Here is a 16,369-nt window from a genome sequence, read left to right on the forward strand (position 1 = left end):
GTCAGGACAGCAGGTGTTCGAACCCGCAGACCTGTGCCAGCCCCGGAACCAGTTCGGGTGCGACGACCTCGAAGGTGGTGCGATACAGGATTTCGCCGTTTTTTGACGCCTCGATCTGCCAGACGCCCTGAACCAACTCGTAGTCATAGTCGAACTGGTAAAATGTCAGCGACGGTTCCACGGAATCGATGCGCGACAAGAAGGTTTGCCGCACCGTGTTGTCAGGACCCATCGGCGGGTGGGTCACCATGATCGTCACATCGGGAACGCCCAGCAAACCCCCGGTGGTCGATTTGACGCCGAACCCTATCCCCAGAACAGCCGGAACACGCCGCGACTGCGCGACAAAGGGCGGCTCTTCCTCGATCAGATGTGTCGTGCCTGCGACCGTGCCGGGGGCTTCGACCTCGCCGACCGAGGGTGGTGGGCAGATGATCCCTGCCTCGAAATAGGACAAGAGCGGACTTGTCTTGTCCGGGGCCTGTGCCCCCAGAGGTGTCGCAAGGATCAGGCAAAGAAAAAGGGTCAGGCGCATGGCCTGACCCTAGCAAATGATCGGTGCTGCGTCACGGCCTAGCCGATGGCGGCCGCTTTCACGTCATCGTCAATGAACGGCACGTATTTGGCAAAGTTCTCGGAGAACATCTCGACTAGCTTTTGCGCCTGCGCGTCATAGGCCGCGGGGTCCGCCCAGGTGCGACGTGGGTCCAGCAGCATGTCGTCGACGCCGTCGGCGGCCAACGGCACATCAAACCCGAAATTCGGATCCTTGCGGAAGGTGCTGTCGACCAGCGTGCCATCCAGTGCCGCCGACAACAGGGCGCGGGTTGCCTTGATCGGCATGCGGCTGCCGGTGCCATAGGCCCCGCCGGTCCAGCCGGTGTTCACCAGCCAGCACGTGGCCCCGTGGCTTGCGATCTTGTTGCGCAGCAGCGCACCATAGGCTTCGGGGCGGCGCGGCATGAACGGCGCGCCAAAGCAGGTCGAGAACGTGGGTTCCGGTTCGGTCACGCCACGTTCGGTTCCTGCCACCTTGGAGGTGAAGCCGGACAAGAAGTGATACATCGCCTGTGCCGGGGTCAGGCGGCTGATCGGTGGCAGCACGCCAAAGGCATCACAGGTCAGCATGATGATGTTCTTGGGGTGCCCCCCCAGTGCAGTATCCGACGCGTTCGGAATGTAGTGCAGCGGATAGGCGCAACGCATGTTGGCTGTCAGGCTGTCGTCGTTGAAATCCAGTTCCATCGTCGCCGGGTCGTGGACCATGTTTTCGATGACCGTGTTGGGCATCGCGCAGGTCGCATAGATTTCCGGCTCGGCCTTGGGGTCGAGGCCGATGGTCTTGGCGTAGCAGCCGCCTTCGAAGTTGAATACGCCACGGTCCGACCAGCCATGTTCGTCGTCACCGATCAGCGTGCGGCTGGGGTCGGCGGACAGTGTCGTCTTGCCCGTGCCGGACAGGCCAAAGAATACGGCCGTATCGACCGGGTTGTCCTTGGCGTGGTTGGCCGAGCAGTGCATCGGCATGATGCCTTGGTCGGGCAACAGGTAGTTCAGCAGCGTGAACACCGATTTCTTGTTTTCGCCGGCATATTCCGTTCCGGTGATCAGGATGATCTTCTTTTCGAAATTCAGCGCGATCACCGTGTCGCTGCGGCACCCGTGCCGCGCCGGGTCCGCCTTGAAGCTGGGGCAGTTGATGATCGTGAAATCGGGGGTGAACGTCGCCAGTTCTGACACGTCCGGACGCCGCAGCAGGTGGCGGATGAACAGGCCGTGCCATGCCAGTTCGGTCACGACGCGCACGTCCAGCCGGTAGGCGGGGTCCGCACCGCCGAACAGATCCTGCACATAGGCCGTGCCGCCCGACATATGCGCCAGCACATCGGTGTAGAGCGTGTCGAAATCCGCCGGGTCCATCGGCGGGTTGTTGTCCCACCAGATCGTATCCTCGACGTCCGGGGTCCGTACGACGAACTTGTCCTTGGGGGACCGGCCCGTGTGTTTTCCGGTGGTCACGAGAAATGTGCCACCCTTGCCCGTGATACCCTCGCCGCGGGCCACGGCGGCTGCATGCAGCGCGTCTGCATCGTCGTTATAATAGACCGCTGCCAGTCCGCTGATGCCTTGATCTTCAAGTCTCATCTTGGGGTTGACCGTGCCGTGGTCCATTGGGAAATCTCCTGTAAATGCCTGATTTGGCTAAATCCCACTAGCATTGCTGCCCGACTGGCGCATACCCCATCCTGCCAAAGTTAGCGCAACCAAGGTGATGTTAACGCAATCAGTCACCCCCGCGGCGCAGGATTATTTCGTTGTGAACCCTTCTTTACCGTTTAGGGGCGCAAATAAGGCACACTCTGTTTCCGATTCGTTATCCGGGGGTTGATTCGACATGCGAACCAAGGGAAAGATTCAGAAAAAAGCAGGCAATAATAACATAGAGCAGTAGGGGAAAACCCATGTCTAAAATCGCTTTGGTGGACGACGACAGGAATATCCTGACGTCCGTATCCATGACTCTCGAGGCCGAAGGTTTCGAGGTGGAAACATATAACGACGGTCAATCGGCACTCGACGCCTTCAATCGCAGCATGCCCGACATGGCGGTCCTTGATATCAAGATGCCGCGCATGGACGGCATGGATCTGTTGCAGCGTTTGCGTCAGAAAACCTCGATGCCCGTCATTTTCCTGACGTCCAAGGATGACGAGATCGACGAGGTGCTTGGCCTGCGCATGGGTGCTGACGATTATGTCAAGAAACCGTTCAGTCAGCGTCTGCTGGTTGAACGCATCCGCGCGCTGCTGCGCCGTCAGGATGCAATCGGCGGCGAAGTCATCGACGAAACCGAAGAAACGAAAGTCATGGTGCGCGGTGATCTGACGATGGATCCGCTGCGGCACGCCGTGAAATGGAAAGGCCGTGACGTCTCCCTGACCGTGACGGAATTCCTGTTGCTTCAGGCACTTGCGCAGCGTCCAGGCTTTGTCAAATCGCGCGATCAGCTGATGGACGTCGCCTATGACGATCAGGTCTATGTCGACGATCGCACGATCGACAGCCACATCAAGCGTCTTCGCAAGAAGATGCGCACCGCCGACGATGAGTTTTCGGCGATCGAGACGCTTTACGGTATCGGTTATCGCTACAACGAAGACTGATCCGATGACCGATGCATCCGGCCACATCGACGTGCGTGACCTGAATTCGGTGCGTCAGGCAGCCCAACAGCCACGTTTGCTGTTGGGCGACGACTGGGTTGCGCCGCAATCGTTGCTGGAACGCGAAATCGCGGATCGACGCCGGGGGCGGCACATCCTGAACCTGCGCAGGTCACCGATCGCGCGCAAGATCATCACGTTCAACCTCTTTGCCATGATCCTGCTGGTTGCTGGGGTCCTGTATATCAACCCGTCGCGCGAAAACCTTGCGTTTCAACGGGCCAATGGTCTGATCAGCGAGGCCGAACTGATCGCCGACGTGCTGGAGGTGCGGCTGCCGGCCTCTGCTGCCAGCGACCTGAGCCGCGGAAATGGCCTTGATGTCGCGTTGACCTTGCAGGATATCGCGCTGCGCGGTGGCATCGATGTCAATGTCTACAACACGACCGGCACGTTGGTCGCGCAGTCGGCGGGTGCGGTCTCGGATACCATCGCTGACGATCGGACATTCATCCTCGATCTGTTTACGTCGATCTGGGGCGGACTGCAGAAAATCGTGACCCCCGTCACGACGCAGACCAGCGATACGACGCTGACCGCGGACGATATTGCGTCCGTGTTGTCAGACGGCACTGATTTGCAGACATTGCAGACCGTGTCCGGCATGAATTTCCTGGTTGTGACACCGATCATGCAGGCCGGGCAGCCGATCGGCGTGGTGTCTGTCAGTAGCGCGCCGGGCGAGCTGGACGCATTTCTGCGGCGCGAACGCGAACAGGTCTTGCGGCTGTTCTTTGTCAGCATCCTGATCAGTGTCTCGCTCAGCCTTGTTCTGGCTTCGACGATCGCGAACCCGCTGGCTGATCTGGCTGCGGCTGCCGAACTGGGGCGGGACAAGAACGCACGCAAGATGGCACCGACCCGCATCCGCATTCCCGATCTGACAGCCCGCCCCGACGAGATCGGGCGTCTGTCGGGCGCACTGCGCGGCATGGTTCAGGCGCTGTACGAAAGGATCGAAGGCAACGAGCAGTTCGCGGCTGACGTGGCCCACGAAATCAAGAACCCGCTGGCATCCCTGCGGTCGGCGGTCGGGACGATGCGTGTCGCCAAACGCGACGATCAACGTGAAACCCTGCTCAAGGTGATCGAGCATGACGTGAACCGGCTGGATCGTCTGGTCAGCGACATTGCCAATGCATCGCGGCTTGATTCAGAACTGGTCAAGGAAGAAGAAGAAACCTTTGACCTGGTCAAGATGCTGGGCAACCTGAACGAGTTTCTGGCCAAGGAAGCCGCCGAGAAGAAGGTTGACTATATTTCTGATCTCCCTGACCAGCCGCTCCTTGTTCAGGGCCTTGAGGGGCGTCTGGCGCAGGTCTTTGTGAACCTGATCACCAACGCGATTTCGTTCTGCGAGGATGGCGACGCGATCCGTGTCTGGGTGCGCCGCCGCGAAAACCGTGTCTTGGTCGTTGTCGAGGATACGGGCCCCGGCATTCCAGACGGTGCGCTGAAAAAGATATTTACCCGATTCTATTCCGAGCGCCCCGCGGGTCAGTTCGGAAACAACTCGGGTCTAGGACTGGCGATCAGCAAGCAGATCGTCGAGGCGCACAACGGTGTGATCTGGGCCGAAAACATTCGCCCCAGGCAAGCCGACATCACGTCAGAGCCGCTGGGCGCGCGTTTTGTCGTCGGTCTTCCGATCTGATGCGCATTGCGCGTCAGGACTGACAATGACGAGCGTTCTCTGGCACGCCAGCAGCGTTGCACTGGCTGGCCGTGCAATCCTGATCGTCGGGGCGTCAGGACGCGGTAAATCCGCGCTGGCGATCCAGCTGATGGCGCTGGGCGCAGGTTTGATTTCCGATGATGCGACCCGGCTCAGCCTGCGGGATGGCAGCCTTTACGCCGCCGCACCGCCGCGTCTTGCAGGGTTGGTCGAGGTCCGTGGCATCGGCATTCTGTCCGTCCCGTCCGCGCTGTCGGCGCAGGTGGCGTTGATCGTCGATATGGACATTGATGAAACCGATCGCCTGCCACCGCACCGCACGCGAGAGGTGCTGGGCTGCGCACTGCCCTTGATCTACCGCGGTGACCCGACCACATTTGCCAGTGCATTGTTCCTTTTGTTGCAGGGCCACCGCCATGCCTGATCTCGCCGACACACCGGCCCAGACCGATCGCAGTGTGCAGACGCTGTTGGTGACCGGGCCCTCCGGCGCGGGCCGCTCGACCACGATCAACGCACTCGAAGACATCGGTTTCGAGGTGATCGATAACCTTCCGCTGTCGCTGTTGCCAATCCTGCTGAGGCGCAAGGCCAAGGTGCCTCTGGCGCTGGTTCTGGACGTCAGGAACCGCGATTTCAGTGTCGACGCCCTGATCGGGGCCATCGATCAACTGACGCTGGATCTGGGGGATGCAGGGCAGGTTCTCTATCTGGATGCCGAAAACGCCGTTCTGGAACGCCGCTATTCCGAGACCCGCCGACATCATCCGATGGCCCCGGCTGGCCCGCCGCTTGTCGGGATTACCGCTGAAAAAGAGCTGCTGGCCCCGATCCGCGCGCGTGCAGACCAGTTGATCGACACCTCAAACATGAGTCCCCACGACCTGAGAGCCGAGATCGAGGCACATTTTGCCCCCGGACACGGCAAGCTGCTGGGGGTATCGGTGCATTCGTTTTCCTACAAACGCGGGCTTCCGCGGGGACTGGACATGGTTCTGGACTGCCGTTTTCTGCGGAATCCGCATTGGGATGCTGCGTTGCGCCCGCTGGATGGCCGGGATGCGCGTGTCGCAGCCTACGTCGGTCAGGACCCGCGCGCGGATGAATTCTTTGGCCGGGTCAATGATCTCGTCGCGCTCTTGCTGCCCGCGCACAAGGACGAGGGTCGCGCACATCTGGCGATCGGTTTTGGCTGCACCGGAGGGCAACACAGGTCGGTCGCCATGGCCGAAAGACTCGCTGCATCCCTTGCGCAGGCAGGCTGGCCCGTGTCTATTCGCCACCGAGAGTTGGAGCGTCGCGCACAGGTTGGCGCCGGCACAAATCAAGGATCGTCAACTTGATCGGTATCGTGATCGTGGCACATGGCAATCTGGCCAGGGAATACCTGTTGGCCGTCGAACATGTCGTGGGCCGTCAGGATGGCATGATCGCGGTCACCATAGGCCCCGAGGACGACCGCGCAGCCAAGCAGCAGGAAATCTGCATTGCCGCCGATGACGTTGATACCGGTGACGGTGTCGTCGTCGTCACCGATATGTTCGGCGGTTCGCCCAGCAATCTGTCACTGCGCGCATGCAGTGTCGACAACCGCCAGATCCTCTATGGGGCGAACCTGCCCATGTTGATCAAGCTCGCGAAATCCCGCCGCAAATCAGTGCCGGACGCCGTCAGCGCGGCCATAGACGCGGCACACCGATACATCAACGCGCACAGCGTAGGACCAAAGTAATATGGCCAGCCGACATCTGGAAATCACCAATATCAAGGGCCTGCACGCCCGCGCATCTGCAAAACTGGTCGAGGTGGTCGAAAACCATGACGCGACGGCAGTGGTGCGCAAGGATGGCATGAACGCTGGTGGCGACAGCATCATGGGCCTGCTCATGCTGGCGGCAACAATCGGCACGTCAATCGAGGTTGAAACCAGCGGTCCAGAGGCTGACAAGCTGATGGATGCCATTGACGCCCTTGTTCGGGACAAATTCGGCGAAGGTGACTGAACCTGTTTCGGACCAGCCGCGCAGATCCGACACGGTCACCTATGACCGTCGCGCGCTCAGCTATGCCGCGTCATTTGACAGCCCGGCCCGTCAGGCCTTTGTGTGGGGCATGGAGTGGCTGACGGGCAAGTTGGTCGTGCTGCGCATGGTGCGGAAATTCGAACGGATGGGGGCCGTGACCGGGCCGGGTTTCTGGCAGGCGGCTTTGCAGGCGCAGGGCATCACGATCACCACCCCGCCCGAACAGATCGCACGCATTCCCGCATCGGGTCCTGTTGTTCTGGTGGCAAACCACCCGCACGGCATGGTCGATGGCATGGTGTTGGCCGCGCTGATCGCTCAACGTCGGGGTGATTTCAAAATCCTCAGTCGATCGCTCTTGGCGGGGCTCGACGCAGAGGCGGCCCGCCATATGATCCCGGTCCCGTTTCCCGATCATCCCGACGCGCATCTGGACATGATCGCAATGCGCCGTGCGACAATGGCCCATCTGGCAGATGGCGGTCTCATCGCCCTTTTTCCGGCGGGGGTTGTTGCAACGTCGGACAGTCTGCTCGGGCCTGCAATCGAGGCCGACTGGAAGGTTTTTACTGCCAAGATGATCCGACTGTCGGGGGCAACGGTCGTGCCGTGCTATTTCCCCGGTGCCAATTCGCGTGCCTATCAGATGGCGAACCGCATCTCGCCATTACTGCGTCAAAGCCTGCTGCTGCATGAAATCGTACGTCTGCGAAATACTGCGATGGCACCTGCGATCGGTGCGCCGATCCCCTTTGCGCAGCTGGCACCCCGCCTGCGTGATCCGCGCAGCCTGATGGCCTGGCTGCGTACGCAGACACTGGCATTGGGTCAGCGGGTCGGTACGGGCACGTCACCGCGGTAGTCATAGAAACCACGCTTGGATTTGCGTCCCAGCCAGCCAGCCTCGACATATTTGGTCAGCAGGGGGCAGGGGCGGTATTTCGTGTCGGCCAACCCGTCATGCAGCACGTTCATGATCGCAAGGCAGGTATCAAGCCCGATGAAATCCGCCAGTTCCAGTGGCCCCATCGGGTGATTGGCCCCCAGTTTCAGGGATGTGTCGATGGATTGCACCGACCCCACGCCCTCGTACAGCGTATAGATCGCCTCGTTGATCATCGGCATCAGGATACGGTTCACGATAAAGGCTGGGAAATCCTCTGATGCGGTGCTGGTTTTCCCAAGGCGTTCCACGACCTGTTCGCAGGCGGCAAAGGTGTCCTGATCGGTTGCGATGCCGCGGATCAATTCCACAAGCTGCATGATCGGGACCGGGTTCATGAAGTGGAACCCCATGAACTTTTCGGGCCGGTCGGTGCGGCTGGCCAGGCGCGTGATCGAAATGGAAGAAGTGTTCGATGTCAGGATCGTGTCGGGTTTGAGATGCGGGATCAGATCTTCGAAAATGGCCTGCTTGATCGTTTCGCGTTCGGTTGCGGCCTCGATGATCAGATCGGCGCTGCCCAGATTGGTCAGTTTCGGTGTCGTGGTGATCCGCCTCATCGCGGCGACCTTGTCCGCATCGCTGATCATGTCGCGCGTGACCTGCCGCGTGAGGTTGCGGTCAATCAGGGCGACCGCCTTGGTCAAGGCATCCTCGCTGACATCGGTCAACAGAACGTCATAGCCTGCGACCGCGAAAACATGCGCAATCCCATTACCCATCTGACCGGCACCGACGATTCCGACTTGTTCGATTGCCATCAATTCACCCCAGCTGCTTTGGCGTACCATAGGCCGCGGTGGCTACTGCCTTCAAGGCATCATGGCTGACGCATCCGCCTTAGGGATTTGGCAATGGGTTTCCCCCAGTCTGGCAAAAGATGTTGCTGGGCGAACGGGATCTGCCGATGAAACAGGATGTGTTCGATACGGAAAATCTGGACAGGTTGTCGTGTCGATATGGCATGTCGCGGCTGCAATGCCGCGGCCCGCAACGCAGTCTGGACGGGGATTACATCGCATTCGTGGGCGGGACGGAAACCTATGGCAAACTGATAGACCAGCCATTCCCGGTCCGTGTGGAACATCGTTTAGGCATGACCTGTGTGAATTTCGGATCTGTCAACGCGGGTGTTGATGCCTTTGTCAACGATCCGACGGTCATGCGGGCGTGCGCACAGGCGCGGATGACGGTCGTTCAGGTGATGGGTGCCAATTACCTGTCCAACCGTTTCTATTCGGTCCATCCGCGCCGAAATGACCGGTTCTTGCGGGCGTCCACCGTCTTGCAGGCCATCTATCCAGAGGTGGATTTTTCGAATTTCACCTTTACGCGGCACATGTTGGGTGACTTGCTGGACAAATGCGCCGACCGATTTGACATCGTCGTCAGCGAACTGCGTGCGGCCTGGGTGGCCCGCATGCAAAGTCTGCTGGGACAAATCGGACCGAATGCGGTCCTGCTGTGGTTTTCGACCGAAACGCCGGACGACACGCCCTGGCAGGATCGGTCCGCCTTGCTGAGTGCGGAACCGTTGTTCGTGAACGCTACCATGATCGACGCCTTGCGTCCGCTGGTGCGCGATCTGGTGGTTGTCCAGCCGCCGCGCCGCGGGGGGCCTGTCGGAATGCGTGGCATGTTTTTCTCGGCTCAACAGCGGCAGGCGGTGTCGGAACTGATGGGCCCGTCTGCCCATGCGGATGCAACCGTTGCACTGACACAAAAACTGGGGGCCTTGCTGGGCGATACCGCCACATGAAAAAGGGGCGCACCGTTTCCGGCACGCCCCCTTGGGACACTTATGGCGGTGAACCTACAATTTGCCGGTCAACTCGGGCACGGCGTCAAACAGATCCGCGACAAGTCCGTAGTCGGCAACCTGAAAGATCGGTGCTTCTTCGTCCTTGTTGATCGCCACGATGATCTTGCTGTCCTTCATACCGGCAAGGTGCTGGATCGCGCCGGAAATGCCGACAGCAACATACAGATCAGGTGCCACGACCTTGCCTGTCTGACCAACCTGCCAGTCGTTCGGCGCGTAGCCGGAATCAACCGCCGCGCGCGATGCGCCAACGGCGGCACCCAACGTGTCGGCCAGTTTCTCGATCATGGCAAAGTCTTCTTCGGACCCGACGCCACGGCCGCCGGACACAACGATGCCGGCGCTGGTCAGTTCGGGGCGGTCACTTTCCGCGACCTTGTCCTCGATCCATGCCGACAGGTCGGATGCGTTTGCACCGTCGATGTTTTCAACGGCTGCGGACCCACCCATGCCGGCGGCGTCGAATCCGGCAGTGCGGATCGTCATGACCTTTTTGGCATCAGTGGATTTCACGGTCTGCACGGCGTTGCCCGCATAGATCGGACGTTCGAACGTGTCGGCGTCAACCACGCCAGTCACCTCGGAAATGATCTGCACGTCCAGCAGGGCCGCCACACGTGGCATGACGTTTTTCGCATCCGTTGTGCCCGGTGCGGCGATATGGCTGTAGTCGGCGGCCAATTTCACGATCAGGTCCGCAGTCGGTTCCGCCAGACGGTGACCAAGTGCTGCATCCTCGGCGCAGAGCACGCGGGCCACGCCGTCGATCTTGGCAGCATCAGCGGCGGCGGCACTGGCAGAGGCACCAGCGCACAGCACGGTCACATCGCCCAGACCAGCGACAGCGGACACGGCCTTGCCGGTCGCATCAACGTTCAGTGCACCATCGGTCACTTCGGCAATCAGAAGAACAGCCATTACACAGCCCCCGCTTCTTTGAGTTTCTCGACAAGTTCATCGACAGACTTCACCATGATCCCGGCTGCACGTTCCGCGGGTTCGGTGGTCTTGATGATTTCCAGACGCGGGCTGACGTCGACGCCGTAGTCTGCAGGCGTCTTTTCATCCAGAGGCTTTTTCTTGGCCTTCATGATGTTCGGCAGCGACGCATAGCGCGGTTCGTTCAGGCGCAGATCGACAGTCACGATCGTCGGCATCTTGACCTTGATGGTCTGCAATCCGCCATCGACCTCACGCGTGACGGTCGCATGATCGCCGTCAACATCGACCTTGGACGCAAAGGTCGCCTGCGACCAGCCCAAGAGCGCCGCCAGCATCTGACCCGTCGCGTTCATGTCGTTGTCGATCGCCTGCTTGCCGCACAGCACAAGGCCGGGCTGCTCTTCGTCGACGATCCCCTTGAGGATCTTGGCGACAGCCAGCGGTTCGATGTCGTTGTGCACATCGTCAGAGGCAAGCACGAGGATCGCACGATCAGCACCCATTGCGAGCGCGGTGCGCAGCGTCTCTTGGCACTGCTTGACGCCGATGGATACGGCGACGACTTCTTCGACCTTGCCCGCCTCGCGCAGACGGATCGCCTCTTCGACGGCGATCTCATCGAACGGGTTCATCGACATTTTGACGTTGGCCAGATCGACACCCGAACCGTCCGCCTTGACGCGGACCTTTACGTTATAGTCGATGACGCGTTTGACCGGTACCAGCACCTTCATCGCGGCTCACTCCCATGCAATTTTATCTCGCACCTTTGAGATAACGACAGGGCGCAAATTACAATAGGACAAAGCGCCGTTTCCGGGTTTCGGACGCGACGTTGTTTACGCGCACGTCAACGGATGCGGGCGTTTGCGGTCTTAGCGGTTTGCGCCTGGCACCCACAAAACGTCGTCGCGGCCGTCGTCGTTGGCAATGCGGCTGGCCTGGAAAAACCAGTCCGACAGCCGGTTGAGGTATTTGGTGGCGGCGGGATTCACGTCCTCGGCCGCGGCCAGTTCGACGCACAGACGTTCGGCGCGGCGGCTGACGGTCCGGCACAGATGCAGATGCGCCGACAGGGCCGACCCACCCGGCAGGACAAAACTGCGCAGCGGTTCGACCGCTTGGGTCATCGCGTCGATTTCCTGTTCCAGACGGTCGACCTGCGCATCGCTCATGCGCAGCGGCGGGTATTCCGCATCCGCGTCCTTGGCCATGTCCGGGCGGCACAGGTCAGCGCCCAGGTCGAACAGGTCGTTCTGGATGCGCGCCAGCTGCGCGTCGACATCGCCGGTGGCATGCAGGCGGGCCATCCCGACGGTGGCGTTCACCTCGTCCACGGTGCCGTAGGCGTTGACGCGATCCGCGTATTTCGGAACGCGTGTGCCATTGCCCAACGCAGTGTCACCCTTGTCGCCGGTGCGGGTATAGATCTTGTTCAATACAACCATGTTCAGTTGCCTCCACGCAGAAATACGAACAGCAGAATCAGCAAGACGGCGACGAATTGTGCGCCGATCCGCCAGCGCATGATCTTGTTCGCGTTGCGTCGGTTGAATTCGCCGCCCTTGCCAAAGGACCCGACGCCCAGAATCAAGATGCCCAGCACGATCAGACAGGCGAGGGCTGCGAGAAGAAAGAGGGGGTCACTGGCCATGGGCGCTCCTATCGTTGTAGGCGGGACATAGCAGGCACATCGTCAAAGACCAGCGGATCATCCGCGCGAAATCACCGCATCCAGCCACCGCGTAGACAGCATGCGGCGCGCGATGCCTGCAAAGTAGGTCGGCGTTGTCACGTAATAGCGTGGTTTCGGGCGCGAATGTTCAAGCGCGTGGCGCAGCTTGGCGGTCACGGCGCTAGCGGGCAGTTGGAACGTGTCGGCACCGTCGTGGTACAACCGCTGTTTGAGTGCGTCGTACTGCGTCCGGCGTGCCGAATTTTCGGTATCGAACCAACGCTCAAAGTGCGGGATCGCGTTCTCACGGATGCGGCTGGCGATCGGCCCGGGTTCCAGCAGGATAACCTTGATCGGGGTATCAGCCATTTCCAGCCGCAGCACGTCGGTCAGCCCCTCCAGCGCGAATTTCGTGGCGACATAGGCACCGCGCCATTTCATGCCCACCAGCCCCAGAACAGACGAACAGTTTACGATGCGGCCATGTCCCTGCGCCCGCATGACCGGGATGACCTGCACGGTCAGGTCGTGCACGCCAAACAGATTGGTCTGGAAAATCGCCTCCAGCCCGCCGCGCGGCAAATCCTCGACAGCACCGGGGCAGGCAAAGGCGCCGTTGTTGTACAGCGCATCCAGCGTACCGCCGGTGGCGTCCAGCACCGCGGCCAGTCCGTCGCGGATGGTCTGCGGATCGGCATAGTCGATCAACGGTGCGTCAAAACCCATGCCGCGCAACCGGTCGCAATCGGATTGTTTGCGGCACGATGCAAACACACGCCAGCCTGCGTCGCGCAGGCCAATCGCAGCGTCGTAGCCAATGCCGGACGAACAGCCTGTGATGAGGACGGTTTTTTGCGTCATGCCGCTTGATGCCGGGACAACAGCCCCGGCGCAAGGGGTCAGCCGGTTGTCAGCAGGCGTTCGGCCATCCAGCCTGTCTGACCGGTGCCCGGAATATAGACCCGCACCCATCCGGTGCCGTCGCTGTCCATGATTTCCGCCTGCGTGCCCTGCGGCAGCGTGTCGATCACGTCAAAGGCCGTGCTGGGGCCGGACCGCATGTTCACGGCGCGCGCTGCCACCTCGCGGATCGGGTTGATCGTGCCAAGATCGGCACCCCCCGTCCCTGACAGGGACGCAAAGGTAGGCTGCGTGTCGATGCCGATGACCTCGGTCGTGCTGCCTGTCGATGGCGTGGCCACGGGCAGGGTTGCGGCCTCTTGCTGGGATGCGGTGACCGGTTGTGCGGCGACCTGTGTCAGTTCGGCGGTGTCGGCGCGGGTGGGTTGTTCCGGCAGATCCGGTGCGGGCGCCACGGCGACGGTCTGGGTGTCTGGCGCTGCCGTCTGGACTGCGGGGGCCTGCGCGATCCGTTCCTCGGGCACAAAGTCCGCGCCACCCGACAGTTCGTAGAACGCGAATGCGAGTATGGCAAAGGTGCCGATGATGAATTTGCCCATGAGGCCCCCCGGTCGAATCGATCTTTGGCAGTTGCAGTCCAAACACCATATCGTGATTCTTTGTTCCCGGTCGTCAGAAAATGCGCCCATGCTGCGCTTGCGTTGCCTTTACGCACCGCTGCGGCTTCGCTAGACCGTCGCCATGACAGACCCCACCGATGACACGCTTGGCCCGAATGATGTGACGGAAACGCTGCGGAGCGCCATTGGCGACCGCTATCTGACCTATGCGCTGTCCACGATCATGCATCGCGCCTTGCCGGATGCGCGCGACGGTCTGAAACCCGTGCACCGCCGCATCCTGTATGCGATGCGCGAATTGCGATTGTCCGCTACGGGCGGTTTCCGCAAGTCGGCCAAGATTTCGGGCGATGTGATGGGTAACTATCACCCCCACGGCGACGCTGCGATCTATGACGCGATGGCGCGTCTGGCGCAGGATTTCAACGTCCGCTACCCGCTGGTGGACGGCCAGGGCAATTTCGGCAACATCGACGGCGATAACCCCGCTGCCGCCCGTTATACAGAGGCGCGGATGACAGCCGCAGCCGAGGCCCTGATGGAAGGGCTGGCTGAAAACGCGGTGGATTACCGCCCGAACTATGACGGCACGCTCGAGGAACCGGTCGTGTTCCCCGCGGCCTTTCCGAACCTGCTGGCAAACGGATCGTCCGGGATTGCCGTCGGCATGGCGACAAACATCCCGCCGCATAACCTGCATGAATTGATCGACGCCTGCCTGCATCTGATCAAATCGCCCAACGCAGGCGACGACACCCTGCTGCAATATATTCCGGGTCCGGATTTTCCGACGGGTGGCGTGATCGTCGAATCGTCCGAAAATATCGCCAATGCCTATCGCACCGGGCGCGGGTCGATCCGCCTGCGCGCCCGCCACGAGGTCGAGGACCTGGGCCGCGGGCAATGGCAGATCGTCGTCACGGAAATCCCTTATCAGGTTCAGAAATCCAAGCTGATCGAAAAGCTGGCCGAGATCATCCAGACCAAAAAGGTCCCCTTGCTGGCCGATGTGCGCGACGAATCCGCCGATGACGTGCGTATCGTGCTGGAACCGCGTGCGAAAACGGTCGATCCCGACATGCTGATGGGCATGCTGTTCCGCAATTCCGATCTGGAAACGCGATTCAGCCTGAACATGAACGTGCTGATCGACGGCCTGACGCCCAAGGTATGCAGCGTCAAGGAGGTGCTGCGTGCATTCCTCGATCACCGTCAGGATGTGTTGCTGCGCCGGTCCCGGCACCGGCTGGCCAAGATCGACCACCGGCTTGAGGTGCTCGAAGGTTTCATCATCGCGTTCCTTAATCTGGACCGCGTGATCGACATCATCCGCTACGATGACGACCCCAAACGCGCCTTGATGGCCGAGGATTGGGCGCAGAGCCATGTCAGGGCGACTGACGAAAAAGACTATGTCTCGCCGCTGGTTGCGGGTGCTGACCCCGAGGTCAGCCTGTCCGAAGTGCAGGCCGAAGCCATTCTGAACATGCGGCTGCGCAGCTTGCGCCGCCTCGAAGAGCTGGAACTGATCGCCGAACGCGACGCCTTGATGGAGGAACGTGCCGGGATCGAGGATCTGCTGGAGGACGAGGGCCTGCAGTGGAAACGTATCGCCGAACAACTGCGCGAAACCCGCAAGCAATTCGGCAAGGACAGCCCCGGCGGCGCGCGGCGCACTACATTCGGCGAGGCTGGAGAGGTCGCAGACGTCCCGATCGAGGCGATGATCGCGCGCGAACCGATCACCGTCGTCTGTTCGCAGATGGGCTGGATCCGCGCCATGACGGGTCACGTCGCGCTGGACAAGGAGCTCAAGTTCAAGGACGGCGACGGGCCGCGTTTTGCGTTCCACGCCGAGACAACCGACCGGCTGCTGGTCTTTGGTTCGCTTGGGCGGATCTATACCTTGCAGGCCAGCCAGCTACCGGGCGGGCGCGGTATGGGCGAACCCCTGCGCCTGATGATCGACCTGCCCAACGATGCCGCAATCATCGATATTCTCGTGCATCGTCCGGGCGAAAAACTGCTCGTTGCCTCGACCGAAGGTGACGGTTTTGTCGTGCCGGAAAACGACGTGATCGCGCAGACCCGCGCTGGCAAACAGGTGCTGAACGTCAAGGAAGGTGCGGCCAAGGTCATTCGCCGCGTTCAGGGCGATACTGTTGCCGTGGTATCCGAGAACGGTCGCTTCCTTGCGTTCCCGCTGGCAGATCTGCCGGAAATGGGGCGCGGTAAAGGCGTGCGGTTGCAGAAATACAAACGGGTGTTCGGCAAGCAGGGCACGCTGGAACTGGACGGCGGTCTGGGTGATGTCACGACCTTTGACTGGGACAAGGGGTTGTCGTGGACGATGGGCGGCGGGAAAACCCGGACCCAAGAGGATATGTCCGAATGGAAGGCCGCACGCGGCAGCGTCGGCAAGCGGGCACCACACGGTTTTCCCAAATCCAACCGGTTCGACTAGCACGGACCTGGTTCAGGTCTGTGGGGAAACCTGCGCTTGATTTCCCCTGCGATCCACAATACATCGCCCGCGATGTTCAAAACGGGCCAGCAGCGGCCCCGTAAATCAAAAGGTGCCCG

At 60.9% G+C, this 16,369-nt stretch carries 18 protein-coding genes; 9 read left to right on the top strand and 9 right to left on the bottom strand.

What is annotated here, in order from left to right:
• Position 1: 1 nt before the first annotated feature.
• Positions 2–535, bottom strand: a complete 534-nt coding sequence (locus AN189_RS02710) for a DUF3859 domain-containing protein (RefSeq protein WP_056030545.1) — start codon at positions 533–535, stop codon at positions 2–4.
• A gap of 38 nt (positions 536–573) precedes the next feature.
• The gene (locus AN189_RS02715) at positions 574–2,172 is read right to left on the bottom strand and encodes a phosphoenolpyruvate carboxykinase (RefSeq protein WP_056030548.1); all 1,599 of its coding nucleotides are present in this window, start codon (positions 2,170–2,172) and stop codon (positions 574–576) included.
• 290 nt (positions 2,173–2,462) lie between these two features.
• On the opposite strand from AN189_RS02715, the gene AN189_RS02720 reads away from it, so the two are divergent.
• From AN189_RS02720 to AN189_RS02750, 7 genes are read left to right on the top strand one after another with little or no spacing between them, the layout of a single operon-like run.
• Entirely contained in the window at positions 2,463–3,164 is a 702-nt protein-coding gene (locus AN189_RS02720; protein ID WP_056030551.1) for a response regulator transcription factor, read from the top strand.
• A 4-nt stretch (positions 3,165–3,168) separates the two neighbouring features.
• Positions 3,169–4,878: a sensor histidine kinase gene (locus AN189_RS02725; RefSeq protein WP_056030554.1), complete on the top strand. Its 1,710-nt coding sequence runs from the start codon at positions 3,169–3,171 to the stop codon at positions 4,876–4,878.
• Between the two features lie 25 nt (positions 4,879–4,903).
• On the top strand, positions 4,904–5,323 hold the full coding sequence (locus AN189_RS02730) for an HPr kinase/phosphorylase (protein WP_056030558.1): 420 nt from the start codon (positions 4,904–4,906) through the stop codon (positions 5,321–5,323).
• The gene (rapZ, locus tag AN189_RS02735; RefSeq protein ID WP_056030561.1) at positions 5,316–6,242 is read left to right on the top strand and encodes an RNase adapter RapZ; all 927 of its coding nucleotides are present in this window, start codon (positions 5,316–5,318) and stop codon (positions 6,240–6,242) included. The genes AN189_RS02730 and rapZ overlap by 8 nt, the downstream gene beginning before the upstream one ends.
• Positions 6,239–6,631, top strand: a complete 393-nt coding sequence (locus AN189_RS02740) for a PTS sugar transporter subunit IIA (protein ID WP_056030564.1) — start codon at positions 6,239–6,241, stop codon at positions 6,629–6,631. Before rapZ ends, AN189_RS02740 begins: the two co-directional genes overlap by 4 nt.
• 1 nt (position 6,632) lies before the next feature.
• Positions 6,633–6,902: an HPr family phosphocarrier protein gene (locus AN189_RS02745; protein ID WP_056030568.1), complete on the top strand. Its 270-nt coding sequence runs from the start codon at positions 6,633–6,635 to the stop codon at positions 6,900–6,902.
• Positions 6,895–7,785 carry a lysophospholipid acyltransferase family protein gene (locus AN189_RS02750; protein ID WP_157057353.1) on the top strand — a complete coding sequence of 297 codons (891 nt, stop codon included), beginning with the start codon at positions 6,895–6,897 and terminating at the stop codon, positions 7,783–7,785. Before AN189_RS02745 ends, AN189_RS02750 begins: the two co-directional genes overlap by 8 nt.
• On the opposite strand, the gene AN189_RS02755 is transcribed toward AN189_RS02750, so the two are convergent.
• Positions 7,752–8,627 carry a 3-hydroxybutyryl-CoA dehydrogenase gene (locus tag AN189_RS02755; protein ID WP_056030764.1) on the bottom strand — a complete coding sequence of 292 codons (876 nt, stop codon included), beginning with the start codon at positions 8,625–8,627 and terminating at the stop codon, positions 7,752–7,754. The two genes, AN189_RS02750 and AN189_RS02755, sit on opposite strands and share 34 nt — an antisense overlap.
• A gap of 119 nt (positions 8,628–8,746) precedes the next feature.
• Between AN189_RS02755 and AN189_RS02760 the strand changes: the two genes are divergently transcribed.
• Complete coding sequence (locus tag AN189_RS02760) at positions 8,747–9,625, top strand: DUF6473 family protein (RefSeq protein ID WP_253279532.1); 879 nt, start codon at positions 8,747–8,749, stop codon at positions 9,623–9,625.
• A 54-nt stretch (positions 9,626–9,679) separates the two neighbouring features.
• Here the strand turns inward: AN189_RS02760 and AN189_RS02765 are convergent, their stop codons facing one another.
• The 6 genes from AN189_RS02765 to AN189_RS02790 all read right to left on the bottom strand — a co-directional run bounded on the left by AN189_RS02765 (position 9,680) and on the right by AN189_RS02790 (position 13,765).
• Positions 9,680–10,606 carry an electron transfer flavoprotein subunit alpha/FixB family protein gene (locus AN189_RS02765; RefSeq protein WP_056030573.1) on the bottom strand — a complete coding sequence of 309 codons (927 nt, stop codon included), beginning with the start codon at positions 10,604–10,606 and terminating at the stop codon, positions 9,680–9,682.
• The gene (locus AN189_RS02770) at positions 10,606–11,364 is read right to left on the bottom strand and encodes an electron transfer flavoprotein subunit beta/FixA family protein (protein ID WP_056030575.1); all 759 of its coding nucleotides are present in this window, start codon (positions 11,362–11,364) and stop codon (positions 10,606–10,608) included. The genes AN189_RS02765 and AN189_RS02770 overlap by 1 nt, the downstream gene beginning before the upstream one ends.
• A 141-nt stretch (positions 11,365–11,505) precedes the next feature.
• On the bottom strand, positions 11,506–12,078 hold the full coding sequence (locus AN189_RS02775) for a cob(I)yrinic acid a,c-diamide adenosyltransferase (protein ID WP_056030578.1): 573 nt from the start codon (positions 12,076–12,078) through the stop codon (positions 11,506–11,508).
• A gap of 2 nt (positions 12,079–12,080) precedes the next feature.
• A complete protein-coding gene (locus AN189_RS02780) occupies positions 12,081–12,284 on the bottom strand; it encodes a twin transmembrane helix small protein (RefSeq protein ID WP_056030581.1) in 204 nt (67 codons plus the stop codon).
• A gap of 57 nt (positions 12,285–12,341) precedes the next feature.
• Complete coding sequence (locus AN189_RS02785; protein WP_056030584.1) at positions 12,342–13,166, bottom strand: SDR family NAD(P)-dependent oxidoreductase; 825 nt, start codon at positions 13,164–13,166, stop codon at positions 12,342–12,344.
• Between the two features lie 38 nt (positions 13,167–13,204).
• Complete coding sequence (locus AN189_RS02790; RefSeq protein ID WP_056030587.1) at positions 13,205–13,765, bottom strand: SH3 domain-containing protein; 561 nt, start codon at positions 13,763–13,765, stop codon at positions 13,205–13,207.
• Between the two features lie 142 nt (positions 13,766–13,907).
• Between AN189_RS02790 and AN189_RS02795 the strand changes: the two genes are divergently transcribed.
• Complete coding sequence (locus AN189_RS02795) at positions 13,908–16,250, top strand: DNA topoisomerase IV subunit A (RefSeq protein WP_056030590.1); 2,343 nt, start codon at positions 13,908–13,910, stop codon at positions 16,248–16,250.
• Positions 16,251–16,369 lie beyond the last annotated feature (119 nt).

It is taken from the genome of Loktanella sp. 3ANDIMAR09 (genome assembly GCF_001420005.1).
Classification (GTDB): Bacteria; Pseudomonadota; Alphaproteobacteria; order Rhodobacterales; family Rhodobacteraceae; genus Loktanella.